The sequence below is a fragment of the Desulfonatronum parangueonense genome (assembly GCF_054656975.1).
This window is the reverse complement of the sequence record NZ_BAAHXH010000003.1, coordinates 4576037-4595801: the sequence shown is the minus strand read 5'-3', so window position 1 is coordinate 4595801 and position 19765 is coordinate 4576037. Positions and strand designations below refer to the sequence as shown.

The 19765-nt window shown below is 55.2% G+C and carries 15 protein-coding genes; 8 read left to right on the top strand and 7 right to left on the bottom strand.

Features of this window, described 5'->3' with window-relative positions:
• Positions 1-277: 277 nt before the first annotated feature.
• From ACYQ15_RS20615 to ACYQ15_RS20600, 4 genes are all read right to left on the bottom strand, one after another.
• Positions 278-1750: a DnaA ATPase domain-containing protein gene (locus tag ACYQ15_RS20615; RefSeq protein ID WP_459939349.1), complete on the bottom strand. Its 1473-nt coding sequence runs from the start codon at positions 1748-1750 to the stop codon at positions 278-280.
• A gap of 480 nt (positions 1751-2230) precedes the next feature.
• Entirely contained in the window at positions 2231-2656 is a 426-nt protein-coding gene (locus ACYQ15_RS20610; RefSeq protein WP_459939348.1) for an amphi-Trp domain-containing protein, read from the bottom strand.
• A 20-nt stretch (positions 2657-2676) separates the two neighbouring features.
• Positions 2677-3870 carry a GAK system CofD-like protein gene (locus tag ACYQ15_RS20605; protein ID WP_459939347.1) on the bottom strand — a complete coding sequence of 398 codons (1194 nt, stop codon included), beginning with the start codon at positions 3868-3870 and terminating at the stop codon, positions 2677-2679.
• A 942-nt stretch (positions 3871-4812) separates the two neighbouring features.
• Positions 4813-4980 carry a hypothetical protein gene (locus ACYQ15_RS20600; RefSeq protein ID WP_459939346.1) on the bottom strand — a complete coding sequence of 56 codons (168 nt, stop codon included), beginning with the start codon at positions 4978-4980 and terminating at the stop codon, positions 4813-4815.
• A 662-nt stretch (positions 4981-5642) separates the two neighbouring features.
• Here ACYQ15_RS20600 and ACYQ15_RS20595 point away from each other — a divergent pair.
• The 3 genes from ACYQ15_RS20595 to ACYQ15_RS20585 all read left to right on the top strand — a co-directional run bounded on the left by ACYQ15_RS20595 (position 5643) and on the right by ACYQ15_RS20585 (position 8616).
• Positions 5643-6860 (top strand): quaternary amine ABC transporter ATP-binding protein, encoded by a 1218-nt coding sequence (locus ACYQ15_RS20595; RefSeq protein ID WP_459939345.1) that lies wholly within the window; start codon positions 5643-5645, stop codon positions 6858-6860.
• Positions 6853-7683 carry an ABC transporter permease gene (locus tag ACYQ15_RS20590; protein WP_459939344.1) on the top strand — a complete coding sequence of 277 codons (831 nt, stop codon included), beginning with the start codon at positions 6853-6855 and terminating at the stop codon, positions 7681-7683. The genes ACYQ15_RS20595 and ACYQ15_RS20590 overlap by 8 nt, the downstream gene beginning before the upstream one ends.
• Before the next feature lie 75 nt (positions 7684-7758).
• Positions 7759-8616: a glycine betaine ABC transporter substrate-binding protein gene (locus tag ACYQ15_RS20585; RefSeq protein WP_459939343.1), complete on the top strand. Its 858-nt coding sequence runs from the start codon at positions 7759-7761 to the stop codon at positions 8614-8616.
• Positions 8617-8725: 109 nt separating this feature from the next.
• On the opposite strand, the gene ACYQ15_RS20580 is transcribed toward ACYQ15_RS20585, so the two are convergent.
• The 3 genes from ACYQ15_RS20580 to ACYQ15_RS20570 form a co-directional block, all read right to left on the bottom strand.
• On the bottom strand, positions 8726-10309 hold the full coding sequence (locus ACYQ15_RS20580) for a response regulator (protein ID WP_459939342.1): 1584 nt from the start codon (positions 10307-10309) through the stop codon (positions 8726-8728).
• Positions 10309-10764 carry a response regulator gene (locus ACYQ15_RS20575; RefSeq protein ID WP_459939341.1) on the bottom strand — a complete coding sequence of 152 codons (456 nt, stop codon included), beginning with the start codon at positions 10762-10764 and terminating at the stop codon, positions 10309-10311. The genes ACYQ15_RS20580 and ACYQ15_RS20575 overlap by 1 nt, the downstream gene beginning before the upstream one ends.
• Positions 10765-11092: 328 nt before the next feature.
• A complete protein-coding gene (locus ACYQ15_RS20570) occupies positions 11093-13273 on the bottom strand; it encodes a PAS domain-containing protein (RefSeq protein ID WP_459939340.1) in 2181 nt (726 codons plus the stop codon).
• A 236-nt stretch (positions 13274-13509) separates the two neighbouring features.
• Here ACYQ15_RS20570 and ACYQ15_RS20565 point away from each other — a divergent pair, with 236 nt between their 5' ends.
• The 5 genes from ACYQ15_RS20565 (at position 13510) to ACYQ15_RS20545 (ending at position 19746) form a co-directional block, all read left to right on the top strand.
• Positions 13510-14388 (top strand): DMT family transporter, encoded by an 879-nt coding sequence (locus ACYQ15_RS20565; RefSeq protein ID WP_459939339.1) that lies wholly within the window; start codon positions 13510-13512, stop codon positions 14386-14388.
• A 185-nt stretch (positions 14389-14573) separates the two neighbouring features.
• On the top strand, positions 14574-15224 hold the full coding sequence (nth, locus tag ACYQ15_RS20560; RefSeq protein WP_459939338.1) for an endonuclease III: 651 nt from the start codon (positions 14574-14576) through the stop codon (positions 15222-15224).
• Between the two features lie 787 nt (positions 15225-16011).
• Complete coding sequence (gene tgt, locus ACYQ15_RS20555; protein WP_459939337.1) at positions 16012-17133, top strand: tRNA guanosine(34) transglycosylase Tgt; 1122 nt, start codon at positions 16012-16014, stop codon at positions 17131-17133.
• A complete protein-coding gene (locus ACYQ15_RS20550; RefSeq protein ID WP_459939336.1) occupies positions 17117-18844 on the top strand; it encodes a TraB/GumN family protein in 1728 nt (575 codons plus the stop codon). Before tgt ends, ACYQ15_RS20550 begins: the two co-directional genes overlap by 17 nt.
• Positions 18844-19746, top strand: coding sequence for a translation initiation factor IF-2 (locus ACYQ15_RS20545; protein ID WP_459939335.1), 903 nt, complete (start codon positions 18844-18846; stop codon positions 19744-19746). The genes ACYQ15_RS20550 and ACYQ15_RS20545 overlap by 1 nt, the downstream gene beginning before the upstream one ends.
• Positions 19747-19765 lie beyond the last annotated feature (19 nt).

The following is a 19765-nucleotide window of genomic DNA, read 5'->3' as shown; positions in this document are numbered from 1 at the left end:
CGCGAAGGGCGGGAATCCAGATCATGCTTGTCACAAGTTTGTGCAAACCTAACCTCGTAACTGCTTAATAAGGCAGGGCAACCAACCACCGCGGATCCGTGCTGCCTGGATACCGGCCTGCGCCGGTATGACGGAGTGGAGTACCTCGAAAGCGAGTTCTCTCGGTCGTCACCCCGGCGCAGGCCGGGGTCCAGGTGTTTTTTCTATGGTTCACTGCCCGGAGTTATTGAGTAGTTACCTAACCTCTTCCTGTTCTGAACCTGAATTGTTACCGAAATCAATGGATAAGAACCTGGGAGGAAGGAGCGCCCGGTGACGCTTGGGTTTCCAGGGTTTGGACCAGGCGGTCCATCTGCCTGCCCACCTGGCTTTGCAGGGACATTTCGCGCTCCACGGTGGTGATGCCCTTGATCACGGTGGAATGTTTACGGTTGAATGCCTCGCCGATGTCCTTCAGGGACATGTCCGTATGTTTGCGGGCCAGAAAGAAAATGGTGTTCCGGGCGAGAACATTCTCTTTTTTTCGGCTTTTGGTGCGCAGGGCTTCGTGGGACAGGTTGAAGGAGCGGCAGACGAAGGCGATGATGCTTTCCAGATCCGGTTTGGCCGCGGAAGGAGCATAGTTGCGGAGAATCTCCAGGGCAAGGCCGTGGGAAATCCGCTGATTCATCAGCCTGGCCTTGATCACCAGGTTCTGCAGACAATTCTCCAGGAGCCGGATGTCATTGGGAATGGAGTTGGCAAACAGTTCGTTGACGTCCTGGGGAATCTGAACCTGAAACACCTTGGCCTTGGCCTCCAGGATGCGCATCCGGGTTGCGAAATCCGGTTTTTCAATGACCGCCATGAATCCGTCACAGAACTGGGAAGCCAGCTGCCCATCCAGCTTGGGCAATTCCCGTGGGAGGAAGGAACTCGTAAAAATGACCTGTTTGCCCAGGGAACGCATGGACTTGATGGTTGCGAGCAACTCTTCCTGGGTCTTTTCCTTGCCTTGCAGGAAATGGACGTCTTCCAACAGCAAGACGTCCACCCCTTCCCGGAAGCCGGCTTTGAATGTCTCCATCTCCCGGCGCTTTAATGCCATGACCATCCGACAGGCAAAGTCCTCGGCACTGAGATACGCCAGCCGAACCTTGTTCCTGTTCCTGCCGCCATTTTCAGCCAACTCCCGACCGATGGCCTGCAGGAGATGGGTTTTTCCAAGACCGGGAGCAGAGCAGATGTAGAATTGGTCCGTGACCAGCTGCTGCCGGCAGATGCTGCGGGCAGCGCTGAAGGCCAGTTCATTGCTCGGACCGACAACGAAATCCTGGAAGGAAAAACGCCAGCTGGTTGCATTCGTCGATCCTGCCTTGCATCCTCCGACTCCTCCGGACACGCTTGCCCTGGCGTCGCCCTTGTTCTCCGCGTTCGCCGAGATATGCACTACAGGCAGCTCCGGGGTCAGGGACATGGGAAGGGAGTGCTGCTGCATGCGTTGTGGAGCCGAGCATTCCGCACGCCGTTCCCCATTGGAAGCGCTGATGATCCGCACGCTGACATCACGATTGGAAACGTGACGCACGGCATGTTCAATGGCCTCGAGATAACGGTTCTTGACCCACGAGGCCACGAAGCCGTTGGAGGCAATCAGGGTGAGACCGTTGTCGTCCAGTGAGGACTGCAAAGGGATCAACCAGGCCCTGACATGGGCCGGATTTATTGATTTTTGAAGAATTTCAAGAGATTTTTTCCAGATGACGCTCATGGACGTGAGTCTTAAGCCAATTGAAGATCATGAGGCAAGGCGCGAATCATCCTTTTTTTTGCGCCCGCAAGAATATTTCAGCTCCATATAACATGCTAAAAATATGAACTTTTATAACTTGACTTTTCTAAGCTGTTAGATCTCCGACATTAATTCGAAACCTGGGGAAAACCATGTATCCGCAAGGGAATTCCAAAGTATCCAGAAATTCCGACCTCGCCACTTGGTTTACTATAAGTGAAAATACTCAACTTTTCACTTTTTTACTCTCAATTTTGAAAATGCTGTTAGATTGCGTCCTGTCCCTGCCGGGAAAAAGCATCGTATTCCGGTCAGAGAATCCGCCTTGACTCCGACCCCGATTGCCGGAGGTCATTCACATAACCTGTGCTGAGCAGTTACCAATCAGTCAATGAAAAAAGCGGCCCGGGCGTTGCCCGAGCCGCCATGCAGCTTCATTCGGTCCGGCACTGTCAATCGTTATGCCGGAGCACTGTCCTGTTTCTTGTCCGTAGCCATGCCCACTCCGGAAATGCCCGTCTCCTCGTCGGACTGCGCATCCGAAGTGCCGGCCTGGGCCTCAATGGCGGGCGCACTCACCGCCGGTAAGGGATCCTTCCCTGATTTCGACTTTTCCTCACCGGTTGCGGAACGATTCATCTCCGGATTGTCCTCTTGACCTTCCTCGCGATGCCATTTGAACTCGAGTTCAAACTTTTCCTTGTCTTTTTTCGAGGAGGCCTTGACCTCCACCTCCATGGTCCGGCTCGGGCAAAGTGTCACGAACTGATCGTCCTGACGCACGCAAATCTGACCTTTTTTCAAGCTGGCGATCAGGTCCTCGAGATAGGTCACGACCTGACTCCGTTCCATGACGCCTTCGAACTTGACTTCATCTTTTGACATGATTCATCTCCTCTAAAAGTTTAGATCAGCGATAACAACACCTTCAGCAGACGTTTTCCCTCCAGCTTATTCTCCCGCTCATCGTCGACAAACGGCATGGTCAGCACCTCGATGCCGAGTTTTCGTACGGCCGCGACATCCACCGGCTGAACGTACCTCTCTGCATCGGAATCCAGCAACACGACGTTGACCAGCTTGTTCACGGGCGGCTCCCCATTGCTGGAGGCACGCAAATACCGGAGCAACGTAGCCACATTGTCGGCCAAGGTCATTCCGAACTGTTCGGGATCGGTTCCGGTATTTGGAATATACACCTTCGGGCAATCGTTCTCGGAAACGGCCTGCCCCACGCCATCCGGCAACACGTTCGCAATGACGCTGGAATAAAAACTGCCCATGGGAAAACAGATCAATTCGGCCTGCAGGATCAGGTCGCGAACATGATTTCGTATTTTTGCCCGCGCAGGCTCGTTGGATGACGGATTTCGGTTGATCCAGATCCGCTTGACCCTCGAGGATATCGGCGGCACCTCCTTGCCCGTGAGCAGATGCTGTCCAATGATGTGCGTTCCGTTTTCCAGTTCCACGGCCAGGTGCAGATCCTCGTCCAAAACCGGAAGCACCTCGCCCAGGACTTCAGCCAACTTACTGAAAAGGAAAATTACCGGATCAATGTTCCGCTGACCAGCAAGGTAGCCCGCGGCAAGAATCAAGTTTCCGATACTGGCTCCGCGCAGATCGAAATCCTGGGGCATGTGCTCCATGAAGGCGCCCAGATGATCTTGCACGATACTTCTCATGGGATCCGGAATTGGCTGCATCAACAGATGCTCACCGGAAGCCAGGTTGTGCAACTGTTGCCGCAACAGATCAGGCTCGTCGAAAAGGGACATCCGGTGCGCAAAAAGGCGGCATACTTCGGGATTGCCCTTCACGCTCTGGTCCGTAAGCGCCATCAACCGACTGCGCAGATCGCCCACGGCCGGCATCCGGAAAGCCCTGCGCAGCTTTGCCGAACTGCCTCCGGAATCAAAGGGCGTTACCAGATGGATCGAATTGTGGGTGTACTGCACGAGATCCCGGCTCAAGGGGTTGAGCGCGGTCCCTCCACTGAAAAACAGGATCCGTGGCCCGACTTCCGGCGCTTTGAGGCTCCGGGCCACGCGCAATTCATCAGGAATGTCCGCTGTGCGAGTGACTCGAATGTTCCTCAAGCGGAACCTCCATTGAAAATATGATCCGTGGACCACGGCAATTCAAAAGCCGACGCATGGTTTCACCCAACATTGAACAACCCGGAAGTAAAAGAGCGGGGTAACTATTCAGCAATTCTGATGCAAAGTTTGTTCTAATTTCATGTTGATTCTTTATCACCACGAAAGGCACGAAGAGCACGAAGGAAGAAAAGGAGTGGCGCACCGTGCATTCGCAATATTCTTACCGAAATCCATCCGCCGTAATCTTCGTGTCATTAACCTTCGTGTCCTTCGTGCTCTTGGTGGTTGATCATCTTGAACATGGATTAGCTGAGTAGTTACAGAGCGAGAGAATTGTCCAGGTCACCTGAGTTAAAAACGGACTGGATACCGCCTTCGCGGGCATGACTGACTCGGAGTCGGCATTGAAAATAGCGAGTCATTCCCTTGAAGGCGGGAATCCTGGTCATGCTTGCCATGATACGCCAAGAAACTCATTCGGCAACGCCAAAGATTGTCAATACAAGAACCAGGCCATGATTGCCATGGTTCTCCTGTCGCGCATGTCTGTCTGGCGCAGCTCATCCTTTGAGTCCCTGTCGACATTGACAGGCCAAAGAGCATGAATCCTTGGATACACTCACTCAACTGAAGATCAGAATTCGCTGAGTGTTCACGCTTGTCATTCTGCGTAACAGGCGTTTCACGGGTTTCAAAAAAAATTGTAACTACTCAGCAGTATTAATGCTGTTGCCGGATTTGGCTCGGAATCGGGGTCGGTATCGGGATCGGTATCGAAGCGAAGCCATGTGGAAGGGCATTCCATTGTTTTCGATACCGATTCCGACCCCGACCCCGATTCCGATTACCGGAGAAAGAACGCTTGCTGAATAGTTACAAAAAGTTGCACCCTGTTGACAAACACAACAGCAAAAGATGCCGCTGGACGTCGATATAATTTCAATGAAGCATATTCTTGATCATGTCTCTGGGGACAACATATCCATGGGTGTCCAACAGCAGCAACTTCTTTGCATGAATCCGGGAAAAACGGACCGCTTCCGCGACCACGCCGGTTTCTTCGGAAGCCAGTTGAAGGTAATCCTCGAACCTGGGATTTGTCATCATGTCCCAAAAACAAAGTAACTACTCAGCTGAGGTCCGGGTTGCTTTGATTTTGCGCTGAAAGCCCCTTGAAAAGCAATCCGCTTCTACGCCGCAATAAGCACCATACTTCATGAGAACGTTGTGCTGCGTGGGAACAGGTATTTGCATGGGCCGGATACGATAAGGCCATTCTGGGAATCCTTCAGGAACAGGGTAACGAAATTGGATTTTGACATTATTTACAATAATATTTGAAAAAAATCAAAATTTAAAACCACATTTCCACCAAAATTGACGGCTTTTAGATAGAAATTTCCCACGATAAAGCCTGTTCGCCCCTTGAAAGAAAAAAAATGCACCACTTATATTTCTTTCAGTACCGAAGTAATAAAACATTATTTATTTAATGCTAAATTTTGTCCAATTATATATGGTCAGATTTAATGATTGGATTCGATATGAAAATATTATATTAAACTAATGTACCTTATAAATAAGGCATTCCTAATTCATTTGTACCAAAATGAATTTGTTTGATTGCAACTCTGCATTGAATGACTTGATCCTCATTATTCCCAAATTCCATGTTGACTCAGCCGGCAAGTCCGTGTAGATAAAGGAATGAACATGTCCTTTCTTTAGTTTTCTTTAAGATCATATTATACTCGTAGAGGATGGAGTTGATGCCTGAAAATCTCAAAGAGCCGAAAATCAGAATAGAGCATCTGACGAAAATTTTCGGTTCGCAATCCAAGGAAGCCCTGAAAATGCTCCAGCATGGAGCAGGCAAGGACGAAATTTTGGATAAAACCGGGTGCGGCGTCGGAGTGGCGGATGCCAGCTTTAACGTAGCCCCGGGGGAAATTGTCGTGGTCATGGGCCTGTCCGGCAGCGGCAAATCGACCCTGGTTCGCTGTATCAATCGGTTGATCGAACCCACTGCCGGAAAGATCTTCATTGATGATGAAGACATTACCGCCCTGCCTTTGGACAAGCTTCGCCAGGTCCGGTTGACCAAGCTGGGCATGGTTTTTCAGAATTTTGCCCTTTTTCCGCATCGAACAGTCTGTCAGAACGCGGAATACGGGCTTGAAATCCAGGGCCTTGATCCCGTCAAACGCCGGGAAAAGGCCATGATCGCCCTCGAGCAGGTCGGCCTGAAAGGCTGGGAGGATTATTACCCCGTGAACCTCTCCGGCGGCATGCAACAGCGGGTTGGATTGGCCCGAGCCTTGGCCCTGGACCCGGACATCCTGCTCATGGACGAGGCGTTCAGCGCCTTGGACCCCCTCATCCGCGGCGACATGCAGGACGAACTGATCAATCTGCAAAGCGCGATGCACAAAACCATCGTGTTCATCAGTCACGACCTGGACGAAGCACTCAAGCTGGGAGACCGGATCGTGCTGATGAAGGACGGCGCCATTGTTCAGATCGGGACCGCCGAGCAAATCTTGACCAACCCGGCCAATGACTACGTGGCCCGGTTCGTGGAAAACGTGGACATCACCAAGGTCTTGACCGCGGAAAGCGTGATGATCAAACCCAAGGCCGTGGTCTTCCTTTCGGCCCATGGTCCGAAATCCGCCCTGCGTTTCATGCAGAAACAGGGGCTCTCCCAGATCTTCGTTCATGACTCGGAACAGAAGGTCATCGGCTACGTTACCGCGGATACGGCTTCCGAGGCCTCAGCGCGCGGCGAGACCGAACTGCACCGCATCATGCAAACCGATTTTGTCAGCGTGCTCCCCGAAACACCGGCAGCGGAACTGATTCCGATCATGGCCGAGCTGCCCTACCCGTTGCCGGTAGTCACTGCCGACCGCAAACTTCGAGGCGTGATTATCCGCGGATCGCTGCTGGCTGCCTTGGCCGAACGAGGGAGGACCAACAATGCCTAAAATACCTATTGGCGCGACCATTGAAGCATTCATCGACTTCCTGGTCACCAACTTCGCTTTTCTGACCATTGCCTTTACCCAGGTCATGGAAAACGTGATCCGGATCCTTGAAAACGGCCTCATGTTCCTTCCTCCCTGGCTGTTCATCCTGGCCGCCACGGGGTTGACCTTCTGGCTGACCAGGAAACGGGGCATTGCCCTCTTCACGTTGCTGGGCCTGGCGCTCATCTGGAACATGGGGCTCTGGGTTCCCACGATCAGCACCATCACCCTCGTCCTCATCGCCACCCTCACCGCGCTGACCATCGCTATTCCCATTGGCATTCTGGCAGCCCTGCACAACGGCATCAACCGGGTCGTTCAGCCGGTGCTGGACGTGATGCAGACCATGCCCGCCTTTGTCTACCTGATCCCGGCCATCCCGTTTTTCGGTCTGGGCAAGGTGGCCGCGATCTTCGCCACTGTGATCTTCTCCATGCCCCCGGCCATTCGCCTGACCTGCCTGGGCATCAAGCAGGTTCCCCGAGAACTGGTGGAATGCGCCGACGCCTTCGGCTCCACGAAATGGCAGAAGCTGTTCAAGCTGCAACTGCCCCTGGCCACGCCGACCATCATGGCCGGAGTGAACCAGACCGTCATGCTCGGTTTGTCCATGGTGGTCATCGCGGCCATGATCGGCGCTCGGGGTCTGGGTGGCGAGGTCTGGCGGGCCATCCAGCGCCTGCAGATGGGCAACGGGTTCGAGGCCGGCCTGGGCATCGTCATCGTGGCCATCATCCTGGACCGAGTCCTGCAGCACTTCGGGACCCAAGACAAACGCTGATCCGGTTCAACACCTGTCAACCCAAGGATGTCCGACATCCTGCAAACCTCATCGTACCCTCAAGGAGGTAGAAGCATGAATCAAGGAAAAATGTTGCAACTGCTCGTGGCCATCGTGGCCTGTCTCGTCCTGACGGCAGGCAGCGTTTCAGCCCAGGACAAGTCCGTGCGCATCGCTTATGTGGAATGGGACTGCGCTGCGGCCAGCACCCATGTGGTCCAGGCAGGCCTGGAAGAAATGGGGTATGACGTGGAAATTTTGCCCGTTGCCGCCGCGGCCATGTGGCAGGCCGTGGGCACCGGCAATGTGGACGGCATGGTCACGGCCTGGCTGCCCGTCACCCACGCCGACTATTACGAGCGGGTCAAGAACAATGTCGAAGACCTGGGTCCCATTGTCGGCGGCGCCAAACTGGGCTGGGTCGTCCCCTCTTTTGTAACCATTGATTCCATTGCCGAGATGAACGACCACGCGGACCGGTTCAACCGCCGGATTATCGGCATTGATCCCGGCGCGGGGCTGATGCGTCTTTCCGAGGAAGCGGTCGAAGAATATGGTCTGACCAGATTCACATTGGTTGAGGGCAGTGACGCCACCATGACGGCCGCCTTGAGCAATGCCGTGGACCGCAATGAATGGGTCGTGGTCACCGGCTGGTCCCCGCACTGGAAGTTCGGCGTCTGGGATCTGAAGTACCTGGAGGATCCCAAGGAAATCCTGGGCGGAGAGGAGCGCATCCATACCATCGTGCGCCAGGGTCTCCAGGAAGACAAGCCGGAAGTCTACAACTTCCTGAAGAACTTTGCCTGGGAAAGCCCCAACCAGTTGCAGATGGTCATGGCCTGGAACCAGGAACCCGGCGCCGATCGTCTGGAAAATGCCAGGCGCTTTCTTCAGGAGAATCAAGAACAGTTTGAAAGCTGGAAGCAGTAGGCTCCAGGAACTTTCTCCCGTTGAACACGACAAAGGCCGCCTGAAAAGGCGGCCTTTGTCGTGTTGTGGCGCGAAACCTTTTGGTTTAACCGTCGCCTTGCGCGAAAAGTCATCCCGCCGGGTTGTCACCCACTCCGCAATACTGGCGGACGATTCGATCCAAATCCTGAAACCGCACCGGCTTGGCCAGATAGTCGTTCATACCGGCCTTGATGAACCGTTCCCGGTCGCCAGGCATGGCTTTGGCCGAAAGAGCGATGATGGGGATATGCTGCTTTTCGCCGAAAACGCTGGAGGAGCGGATGGTTTTCGTGGCTTCCATCCCATCCATGAGCGGCATCTGAACGTCCATGAGGATGCAGTCGAAGTGCTCACCGGCCAACATTTCCAGAACCTTGCGGCCGTTCTCGGCCAACGAGACGCGATACCCCGCGTTTTCCAACAGCAACTTGATCGGCATTTGATTGATGGGATCATCCTCTGCGTAAAGAATGTTCAATCCCTTTGAACTTCGTTGCGTTTTCCATGTCTGGGCTGCTTTGGGGTTTACAACGCCGGGAATAACGAACGGCAGGAGGACATGAAACGTTGTTCCCTCGCCAGGAAGACTCTCCACCGCAAGCTTCCCGTTCATCAATTCCACCAACCGCTTGACAATGGCCAGTCCCAGTCCCGCGCCCTGGTATTTGCGGGTGCTGGTGCTGTCGCTTTGCATAAACGGTTTGAACATCTCACCAAGCTGATCCTCGGGCATCCCGATTCCGGTGTCTGATACCGAAATCAACAGGCGCAACTGATTCTCCTTGTTCAACCCAACAGGCGACATTTCCACGACCACCCGACCTTGCTCGGTGAATTTCAGCGCATTTCCCACCAGGTTGAAAAGTATCTGCCGGACCCGGACTTCATCGCCAATCAGGATGCCTGGGATGGATGGATCGTAGCTGCTTTCCAGATCAATGCCCTTTTTCTCCGCGGTGGCTGAAAAAAGATCCATGACCGAGTCCCCCAGGTCCCGCAGGTTCATCTTGTCTTGACGGATCTCCAGCAATCCGGATTCAAGGCTGCTGATATCCAGGATATCGGACAACAAGGTGGTCAATCTGTCCGCGGATGTCAGCGCCATGTCCACGAAACGTTTCTGGTCCGGTGTGAGGGGCGTGGACTGCATGAGCTGCATCAGCCCCATGATCCCGCTCAGTGGAGTGCGGATCTCATGGCTCATGTTCGCCAGAAAGGTGTCCTTTGCCTCATTGGCGGCCTCCGCCGCCTGCTTGGCGGCGACAAGGGCCTCATATGCGGCTTTCTTCTCCCGGCGATTTACGGCTTCCTTGAGTTCTCGTCTGACCGCCGGCACCAGCCTGGCCAGCTTGTCCTTCATGATGAAATCATGGACACCTGCCTTCATGGCCTCAACCGCCGTTTCCTCGCCGATGCTTCCGGATACGAGAATGAATGGAATGTCCAGGCCGCTGCGTTTCAGGACCTCAAGAGCCTGAAACGAGTTAAACTCCGGCATGACATGGTCGGAAATGATCAGATCCCAGGATTCCGCCGTCAGGGCCTGCTCCATGGCCTGAGCGGTGTCGACTCTGGCGGACGATGGACTGAATCCGGCATTCTTCAAAGCCCTGACCACCAGCATTGCATCGTCCTCGGAGTCTTCAACGATCAATACACGCAAAATGGACATTATGCGCAGCCCTCCCTTTGGACTGGCGGAGATTCATTCAGGACAAGCCAGTAGAGACCAAGTTGGCGAACGGCTTCCATGAACTGCTGAAAATCCACCGGCTTGCGGATATAGCTGTTGGCGCCCAGACTGTATGTTTCCAGGCGGTCCTTTTCCTCCGTGGAGGAGGTCAGCATGACGACAGGCAGCAATCTCGTGGATTCGTTGGCACGTATATGCCGGAGCACTTCGATGCCGTCCATGCGTGGCATCTTGATGTCCAGAAGGATCACCTGCGGTTGGTTGCCAAGGTCCCTTCCGGCATGCGTACCACGGCCGAAAAGATAATCCAGGGCCTCCACCCCGTCCTCCGCGACCACGAGTTCATTCAGGATGTTGTTCTTCTGCAACGCCCTCCGGGTGAGCAGAATGTCGTCAGGATTGTCCTCCACCAAGAGAATGATTTTACTGGACACAGTATCTCCTTATCAAGACATGTTGCCGTCTCGCCGGCGCAAAGCAGAAAGGGTGAATATCAAAAATTGTGGGTAACTATTCAGCACATACGGGACATGACGATTCTCCAGCACTGGATTCCGGCGTTCGCCGGAATGACATAGCACTTCATGTCGTTTAAGTCAGTCATACCGGCAAAAGCCGGTATCCAGTCCGAATATTCTTGGATGAGCTGGGTAGTTACAATTGTGGCAACTATTCAGCTGCGTTCCGGAACACCCAGTCCTATCCTGAAGATGCTGAGAATTACTTGCGGGAATGACCTTTTTTCCAATGTCGTGTTCAGAGTCAGTCATCCTCGAGCAGGCGGCTGTCCTGTTCGTTTTTGCCCGGATAAGCTGAATCGTTGCCATTGTCGCCGATGTGGATTGGGAGAGGAAGCGTGAACCGGAATGTGGCGCCCTGATTCGGCTCGGCTTCGGCCCAGATTTTGCCGTTGTGTCGCCGGATGATCCGGGCAGTGGTGGCCAGACCGATTCCTGTGCCCGGAAAGCGTTCAAGGGAATGAAGCCGCTGGAAAGCGGTAAACAGCTTCTCGGCATAAGCCATGTCAAACCCGGCTCCATTGTCCTTGAGAAAAAAAACAGCTTCGCCGTTGACCATTTGCCGGCCGAACTCGATTCTGGCCAGGGAACAATAGCGAGTGAACTTCCAGGCATTGTCCAGAAGGTTTTCCATGGCTATGCGCATCAGGGCTGGATCGGCATGGACAAGCAGGTCGTCCTGAATGACCGTTTCCACATTCCGTTCGGATTCCGTCACGGCAAGTGCATCAAGAATTTCTCGAGCCATCAGGCTGAGATCCACGTTGACCATGGCCAGTTCGGCTCTGGAAACACGGGACAGCTTCAAAAGGTCGTCGATCAGCAGCCCCATGCGCCGGCCGGCCTTGATCACGCGGTCCAGATAATCCCTGCCCGTCTCATCAAGCCGGTCATGATAATCCTCCACCAGGGCCTGGCTGAATCCGACGATGCTGCGCAACGGCGCCCGCAGGTCATGGGATACGGAGTAGCTGAAGGCTTCCAGCTCCCTGTTGATCTCCTCGAGCTGGGTGGTCCGCTCCCGGACTCTTTGCTCCAGTTGCAGATTCAGCTCTCTCAGCTCTGTTTCCACCTGTTTCAAATGGGTGATCACTTCCGTGTAAAGCACGATCCCGCCGATGGAGCCATCCGAATCAAACCACGGACGGCACTGCCACCGGGTATGTTCCAGGTGGCCATCAGACCGTAAAAACGAGTCATTGTCATTTTGCAAAACTTCGCCATGCAAAGCTCTGCGATGAACATCTTTCCATTTTTCGGGTATTTCCGGAACAATATCGTAATGGTGCCGGCCGACCACATCCTCCTTGATTCCGTAATCGTCCAGATACCGCTGACTGACGTAAATGTATCTCAAATCCCGGTCATGTACGGCAATCGCGCTGGGATCGTGGTGGATGACATAATGCATCAGGTCATGCCTGAATTTCAGTTTTTTCTGCGCCAGCACCCGCTCCGTCACATCCATGGAAATGATCCCGACAAGCTCTATGTCGTCATCGCTCAGGGCTACGGGAAACAGGCAGGTTTCGTAATACGTCCTGCCCGCATCGGGACCGACCTGGTCCATAACCATGAGGGAGCCGTTGGTTTCGATCACCTTGGCAATGCGCTGCATGAAGGTCGTGGCAACGTCTGGAGAGTAGAATCGGTCAAAGCCCTTTCCGACGATCATTGCCGGCTCTGTGCCGATGGTATTCGCAAGCTTTCGTGAAACCAGAACAAAATGACCTTGTTTGTCGACCAGGGATATCAGGTTCGGACTGTTTTCCAGAATGGCATTGACCAGGGACAGATTCCTGCGCAACTCCTGCTCGTTTTTTTTTCTGTCCGTGACGTCCCGGGCAAAAACCACGGCTCCGTCCTGCTCCTGGAAACGCAAGGGGAGAGCATTCACCTCCACAGTCAGTTCGCGTCCGTCACGACTGAGGTGAACCTGTTCGTGCGCTGGAAAGGCGGTTTTTCTTTCGTTGACCAGAAGGATTCCTTCCCGTACTTCCTGATAATGTCTGGGATGGACGACTTCAAGAACCGAAGCGTCGAGCAGTGCCTCGGCGGACTCGACGCCATAGAGCAGCTGGGCCTCCTTGTTCAGGTAGGCAAATCTGCCCTTTGTCTGAATGAATATGGGAAAAGGGGCGTTCTCCACCAGATCGTTGAAACGTCTTTCATGAAGAATCAGTTCATGAGATTTCTGCTCCAGAAGCTGAACCTGCTTTCGCAGCACGAAGTACAACAGGACAGCGGTGACAACAACAAACATCCACCCTTTATAGGTCTGGAAAAACCTTATTTTGTCCGGATCAGTAATGAACATGGCCAGCAGGGCGTCAGAGAAAAAAATCCAGACGCTCGCAAACAGGGCATACACGACTGCCGTCCGGGATGAGATGTGCTGATTGAGTTGACGGCTGATTTCCGGCATGGCTCTTTACTACTTGATCAATTTGTCAAGCGGGGAGGATTGGAGGAAATTTCGCCGGAAAGTGTTCTGAACGAGAAAGGAACAGCCTGGAGGATGATACGGTAGCATGATCCGAACGTATTCCATGCCGGCTTTCAGTGCAAGCATCCCATTTGCCCCCAAAACTCTCCCATTGTGCATCGAAAAGAATATCGCTAAACGATTTCCTTTTTCACCCTGCAATCCGCTTCAATTCCATGGATACCCAACGCACGGCATATGCATACGGTCTGGCCACGGTCCTGCTTTGGTCCACCGTGGCCTCGGCCTTCAAGATTTCCCTGCGCCATGTGGACCACGTTCAACTGCTCTGCGTTTCCACTCTTGTTTCCACCCTGACGCTGTTCGCTGTTCTGGCTGCCCAGGGCAAATTGGGTTTTCTGCGCAATATTTCCCAAACCGATCTGCGGCGCTCAGCCCTCCTGGGGCTGCTCAATCCGTTTCTGTACTACCTGATTCTGTTCAAGGCCTACGATCTCCTCCCCGCCCAGGAAGCCCAGCCCCTGAATTATACATGGGCCATCACCCTGGCCCTGCTCTCCATCCCCCTGCTCGGCCAGCGCATTACCGGCCGGGATTTCCTGGCCATGGGGGTCAGCTACCTGGGCGTGCTGACCATCTGCACCCGCGGCGACATCCTGGGCCTGTCCTTTGCCGATCCCTTTGGCGCGGGCCTGGCCCTGGGCAGCACCGTGATCTGGGCTTTGTACTGGATCTTCAACACCCGGGACGACATGGACCCGGTTTTGCGACTGTTCTTGAACTTCGCATTCGGATGTCTCTATATCGTTCCGGTGACCTTTCTTGTTTCCGATCCCCTGGCCGTCAACCTGCCGGGGCTGTTGGGAGCTACCTATGTGGGCGTGTTCGAAATGGGGATCACGTTCATCTTCTGGCTCAAGGCCCTCAAACTCTCCCGGACCACGGCCCAGGTGGGCAACCTGATCTACTTTTCACCGTTTCTTTCGCTGATTTTCATCCGCGTTTTTGTCGGAGAGGAAATCCTGGCTTCGACCATCGCCGGCCTTGTCCTGATCATCCTGGGAAACGTGATCCAGAAACGATCCGGAACCTGATATGCGTAACTACTCAGCTTCAGAACGGAAGAGGTTAGTTTTTCAAAAAATTGTGGCAAGCATGACCTGGATTCCCGCCTTCGCGGGAATGACTTTGTTTTTCAATGCCGTCTCCGTGACATTCATACCCGCGAAGGCGGGTATCCAGTCCGCTTTTTACTCGGATGAGCTGAGTCATTACTGATATGCAGGACATTCTTCAACAACGCAGCACCAAGATCTATCACCGCCTCCATGCCCGCTATCACCTGCCGGCCACCATGCTCGAATGGCACAACCCCTGGGAACTGCTGGTGGCCACGGTTCTGGCGGCCCAGTGTACCGATGCCCGGGTGAACATCGTGACTCCGGAATTTTTCTCACGCTGGCCCGGGCCTGCTGAGTTGAGCGGAGCATCCGTCGCCGAAGTCGAGCAGGTCATCCGTTCCACGGGCTTTTTTCGCCAGAAAGCCAAGAACCTGATAGCGGCGGCAAGGATAATCATCAATGAACACGACGGACTGGTCCCGGAAACCATGGCGGACCTGCTCACCCTGCCCGGCGTGGCCCGCAAGACCGCGAACATCGTGCTGTCCAACGCGTTTCACAAACACGAAGGCATTGCCGTGGACACCCACGTCCGCCGCCTGTCCTTCCGCCTGGGGTTGACCGTCTCCACCAACCCCGTGATCATCGAGCGGAACATGATGCGGCTTTTTCCAAAAGAACAATGGGGCGAGATCAACCACCTTCTGGTCCTCTACGGCCGCGAAATCTGCCGGGCCCGCAAACCGCTGTGCTCAAGTTGTGTGTTGGGTGATCTTTGTCCGCGGAACGGCGTAACTGCCGTGGGGTAAAGGGGTAAGGGGTGATGGGTGATGGGTGATGAGCATTGTTTATCGAAATCGAAATCGCAATCGAAATCGAAATCGCAATCGAAATCGAATCATTACAGCTACTCACTCAATCTGGAAGGGATAGACTTCCAAAAACTTGTGCAAGCATGACCTGGATTCCCGCCTTCGCGGGAATGACTTGTTTTTTTAGGAACGTCTCCGAGCCAGCCATACACGCGATACTCTCGCAGCTGTCCTCGTACACAGGGGGTTAATAACTTTCCCCTTTACACGGAGGGGCTGGGGTATTTACTGCATTTTTAGTAACTACTCAGCATAAGTTTTTCCTCCGATAATCGGTATCGGGGTCGGTATCGGAATCGGTATCGAAAACATTGTATTGCCCTTACACATGGCTTCGCTTCGATACCGACCCCGATACCGGTGTCAAACTCGGCAACTGCACGAGTTTGCTGAATAGTTACGATTTTTATTGGATTGATCTTGATTTAGATTACGATCCCGATTTCGATTTCGATTGCGATTTCGATTGCGATTTCGATTGTGATTCGAGGAGGTGCACTGGTTTGGTTACCAATATGGTAACTACTCAGCACCGTTATGTAATCTACCTCCGGCAATCGGGGTCGGTATCGGTATCGGTTTCGAAAACGTTGAGGCTCCCTCCGCACGGCTTCGCCTCCGATCCCGATACCGATACCGATACCGACAGCGAGTCGAACTGGGCAACGGCAGCTTATGCTGAATACTTACCCAATATGCAACCTATAAATTTGTTGAGCTTATAATGACGAACACTGGTGATTTTCACATCCTGGCAACGGACGGAGCAGCCCGGTGCGCTGATCTGACCACGGCCCACGGGACCATCCGCACCCCGGTCTTCATGCCCGTGGGCACGGTGGGCTGCGTCAAGGCCTTGAGCCCGGATGACCTGACCAAGCTGAAAGCCCAGATCATCCTGGGCAACACCTACCATTTGTACATCCTGCCCGGCGACGAAATGATCGCCCGCCGGGGCGGACTGCACCCCTTTTCCGGCTGGAACGGTCCGATCCTCACGGACAGCGGCGGCTTTCAGGTTTTCAGCCTGCAGGGGCTGCGCAAGATCAGCGAGGACGGGGTGGAGTTCCGTTCCCACAGGGACGGTTCGAAGCACTTCTTCTCGCCGGAAAAGGTGGTTTCCATCCAGCGCAACCTGGGCTCGGACATCATGATGGTCCTGGACGAATGCGTGCCCTACGGCGCGGACAAGGATTATACGGCCCGGTCCCTGGGGCTGACCACCCGCTGGGCGGCCCGCTGCCGCGCCGCCTATCCTCAATACAGCGGCAACCAGCTGCTCTTCGGGATCGTTCAGGGCGGATTCTTTCCGGATCTGCGCAGCGAAAGCGCCCGGCAGATCTGTGATCTGCCCTTTGACGGCTATGCCATCGGCGGGCTGAGCGTGGGCGAGTCAAAACCCCTGATGCTCGATATTATGCGCCACACCGCTCCCCTGCTCCCCCCGGACAAGCCCCGGTACCTGATGGGCGTGGGCACGCCCATGGACATCCTGGACGGCATCGAGGCGGGTATCGACATGTTCGATTGCGTTCTGCCCACCCGCAACGCCCGCAACGGCACGTTGTACACCTCCCTGGGCAAGGTGAACATCAAGCGCGCCGAGTACAAGGAGGACGACGGACCATTGGACCCCAACTGCGACTGCTACGCCTGTACCCGGTTTTCCAGGGCCTACCTCCGCCATCTGTACACGGCCCGGGAGTTGTTGGCCTATCGCCTGAACACCATCCATAACCTGCATTATTTTTTGGCATTGACCCATGGCGCGGCACAGGCCATACTCCAAGGCAAATTCGCAACCTACAAGGCGGAGGTGCAAGCCGTTCATGCCCATGCCGAATGAATTGACCCCTGCACAATATGAAATACTACTGGACGAGGCCAGCGTTCCGGAACATTCCATCCATTACATGAAGGCCGTATCCGGCGGGCGGCCTTTTCTTCTGAACGACTACCTTTTTCTGCACGCCGAGGACTGGCTCCTGGCCGTGGGTTACCCGGTCCAGCGGCACAATGATTCTCAAAATGGGGCTGATGTATTTGACCAGGCCTTGCACGAGGCCCGCCGGGCAACCGGAGCAACAAGTTGCTGGGCCATCTGTCCGGCACTGCCGGAACGACTTGATCTGTATCGCACCAACCAGGACCAATATTACATCCTATCCGCCCACAGCCCGATTCCGCCACGACTCTCCCGCCTGGCCGACCAGGCCGCGGCCCGGCTAACCGTGGACCAGGGAACCGCATTCACCGCGGCCCATCGCCGCCTCTGGGCCGAGTTCACCGGCCGGGTCGCCCTGCCCCCCGCGGTGCGCGAACTCTATGCCCGCACCGAGAGCGTTCTGCCGCAATGTCCGGACCTGTTCCTGCTCAATGCCTGGGACGATCAAGGAAATCTCGCCGCCTGCCTGCTGCTGGACCTCGCGCCGAAGCAGTTCCTGAGCTACCTGCTGGGTGCGCATTCGCGCCAAAACTATACGCCCTACGCCTCGGACCTGCTGTTCCGGGAAATGATCCGCATTGCCCGGGATCGGAACAAGGAATACCTGCATCTGGGGCTGGGCGTGAATCCGGGCATTCGCCGATTCAAGAAAAAATGGGGCGCCGTGGCCAAGACTCCCTACGAGATGGCAGAATGGAGCGAAACACCGGATTTTCGCGATGACCTGAACGATTTGATGCGTACCGTCGTTCACATGCCCAACGTCCAGATCACCAGGGAACAGTACTGGGACAGCCTGCCTCCGCAGCGCCCCTACCGGTTGATCTGGGAACTGGAGAAGAACGGCAGGACGTCCTGGATCGGCGGTACCGCGCACTTTTTCTGCTGCAGCTTTGAAAGTTCCATGCGCCGGTTGTATGAAAAAGTGGACACCGTGATTTTTGAAGGCCCCCTGGACCAGGAGAGCCTGGACCACGTCGCCCGGATCGGTCAGACCCCGGACCCGGACTCTCCCCGACTGATGGAGGCCATGACCGAGGACGAAGTGCGCAAACTGGAGCGGGTGGTCAACGGACCGCGCGGCTTCTGGGCCAGACTGCTGGGCACGGAGGATCCCAACCCCATTGACATCCGGCACTACCTTGCCGACAAGCGCCACTGGTACGCCTTTTTCTCGCTCTGGACCCACTTCCTGCGCCGCAACGACTGGAACCACTCCGTGGACCTGGAGGCCTGGCACCTGGCCCATGACATGGGCAAGGAAGTCCGGGCAATGGAAACCATCCCCGAACAGATCGAAACCCTGGAAAGCGTGCCCGTGGACCGCATCGTACGTTTCTTTCGCCAGTGCGGCCTCTGGAAGGGGTTCATCCGCCGGAACATGCGCGCCTACCTCAAGGGCGACCTGGAGGCCATGATGGGCACCAGCGCCGAATTTCCCTCCCGCACGGATCTGGTCATCGATCGTCGCGACGCGCTGTTTCTGGAACGGATGCTCCCCCGCGTCGAAACGGGCCGCTGCGCCGTGTTCGTGGGCTCGGCGCACATGTTCAATCTGCAAAATATGCTGGCCGACGCCGGGTTTGCGGTTCGCAAGCTGCGAAAGATCTGATGATCGGCCCGGACCGTCTGGATCATGTTGCCGCGGATGCCGTGGTTCCGGAACAGCTTGTCTGCTACGTCCGGGCCGTGGCCGGCAGCACGCCGCGCCGGTTCGATTCCTGCCTGGGCTACGAATCCCCTGACGACCTGGTGCTCATCGGCTATCCCCTGCACGATCCACAGGACGAACAGGCTCTGCTTCGCTCGGTGGATCTGGCCCTGGAATCCGCTCCGGCTCCGAAGATTACTGTGCTTGCGGCCACGCGACCAAAACAGGCCCCGCCGCAATCAGCGGACCATGATCATGCTTCCCGAAGTTCTGAAGAAGAAAATGACGCCTACCTGTCGTTGCCCATTCCCGCGCCGCTTCCGGGCCAAAAGCTGCGCAACCTGCTGCGCCGGGCCCAGCGGGAGGTGGTTCTGGATCAAGGCCAAACCCTGGACCAAAGCCATCTGGCCCTGATCGACCGCTACCTGGAAACCCGTGATCTGGAATCGGGAATCCGCCACATTTATCGCCGCATTCCGGAGTACGTACAATCCTGCCCGGGCGCTCTGGTCGTCTCGGCCCGCATGTCGGATCAAGAAGCGTCCAGGGCGACTGATATCCAGCCGCTGGCGGGCTTTGCCGTGGGAGACTTCACTTCCCTGAGCACGGCCTTCTACATGTTCGCCTTTCGCAACCCGGACCTCGCCCCGCCGGGCACCGCGGACCTGCTCCTGCACGCCCTGCTCCAGGAAGGCCAAAACCGCGGCCAGACACGCATGAACCTCGGCCTGGGCATCAATCCGGCCATCCGCTTCTTCAAGCAGAAATGGGGGGCAGAGGTCTTTCTGCCCTGCGTGGAAACGACCTGGAACCTCCGCCCGAAAGGATGGCTGGCGCGGTTGCGACATTGGGGAAATTTGTGAGGCCGCAAAATCAAGCACT

Excerpts from the sequence above, each read along its gene's own strand:
- ACYQ15_RS20615 (WP_459939349.1), bottom strand. The coding sequence starts at position 1,750 with ATGAGCGTCATCTGGAAAAAATCTCTTGAAATTCTTCAAAAATCAATA.
- ACYQ15_RS20610 (WP_459939348.1), bottom strand. The coding sequence starts at position 2,656 with ATGTCAAAAGATGAAGTCAAGTTCGAAGGCGTCATGGAACGGAGTCAG.
- ACYQ15_RS20600 (WP_459939346.1), bottom strand. The coding sequence starts at position 4,980 with ATGATGACAAATCCCAGGTTCGAGGATTACCTTCAACTGGCTTCCGAA.
- ACYQ15_RS20595 (WP_459939345.1), top strand. The coding sequence starts at position 5,643 with ATGCCTGAAAATCTCAAAGAGCCGAAAATCAGAATAGAGCATCTGACG.
- ACYQ15_RS20590 (WP_459939344.1), top strand. The coding sequence starts at position 6,853 with ATGCCTAAAATACCTATTGGCGCGACCATTGAAGCATTCATCGACTTC.
- ACYQ15_RS20585 (WP_459939343.1), top strand. The coding sequence starts at position 7,759 with ATGAATCAAGGAAAAATGTTGCAACTGCTCGTGGCCATCGTGGCCTGT.
- ACYQ15_RS20580 (WP_459939342.1), bottom strand. The coding sequence starts at position 10,309 with ATGTCCATTTTGCGTGTATTGATCGTTGAAGACTCCGAGGACGATGCA.
- ACYQ15_RS20570 (WP_459939340.1), bottom strand. The coding sequence starts at position 13,273 with ATGCCGGAAATCAGCCGTCAACTCAATCAGCACATCTCATCCCGGACG.
- ACYQ15_RS20565 (WP_459939339.1), top strand. The coding sequence starts at position 13,510 with ATGGATACCCAACGCACGGCATATGCATACGGTCTGGCCACGGTCCTG.
- nth (WP_459939338.1), top strand. The coding sequence starts at position 14,574 with ATGCAGGACATTCTTCAACAACGCAGCACCAAGATCTATCACCGCCTC.
- tgt (WP_459939337.1), top strand. The coding sequence starts at position 16,012 with ATGACGAACACTGGTGATTTTCACATCCTGGCAACGGACGGAGCAGCC.
- ACYQ15_RS20550 (WP_459939336.1), top strand. The coding sequence starts at position 17,117 with ATGCCCATGCCGAATGAATTGACCCCTGCACAATATGAAATACTACTG.
- ACYQ15_RS20545 (WP_459939335.1), top strand. The coding sequence starts at position 18,844 with ATGATCGGCCCGGACCGTCTGGATCATGTTGCCGCGGATGCCGTGGTT.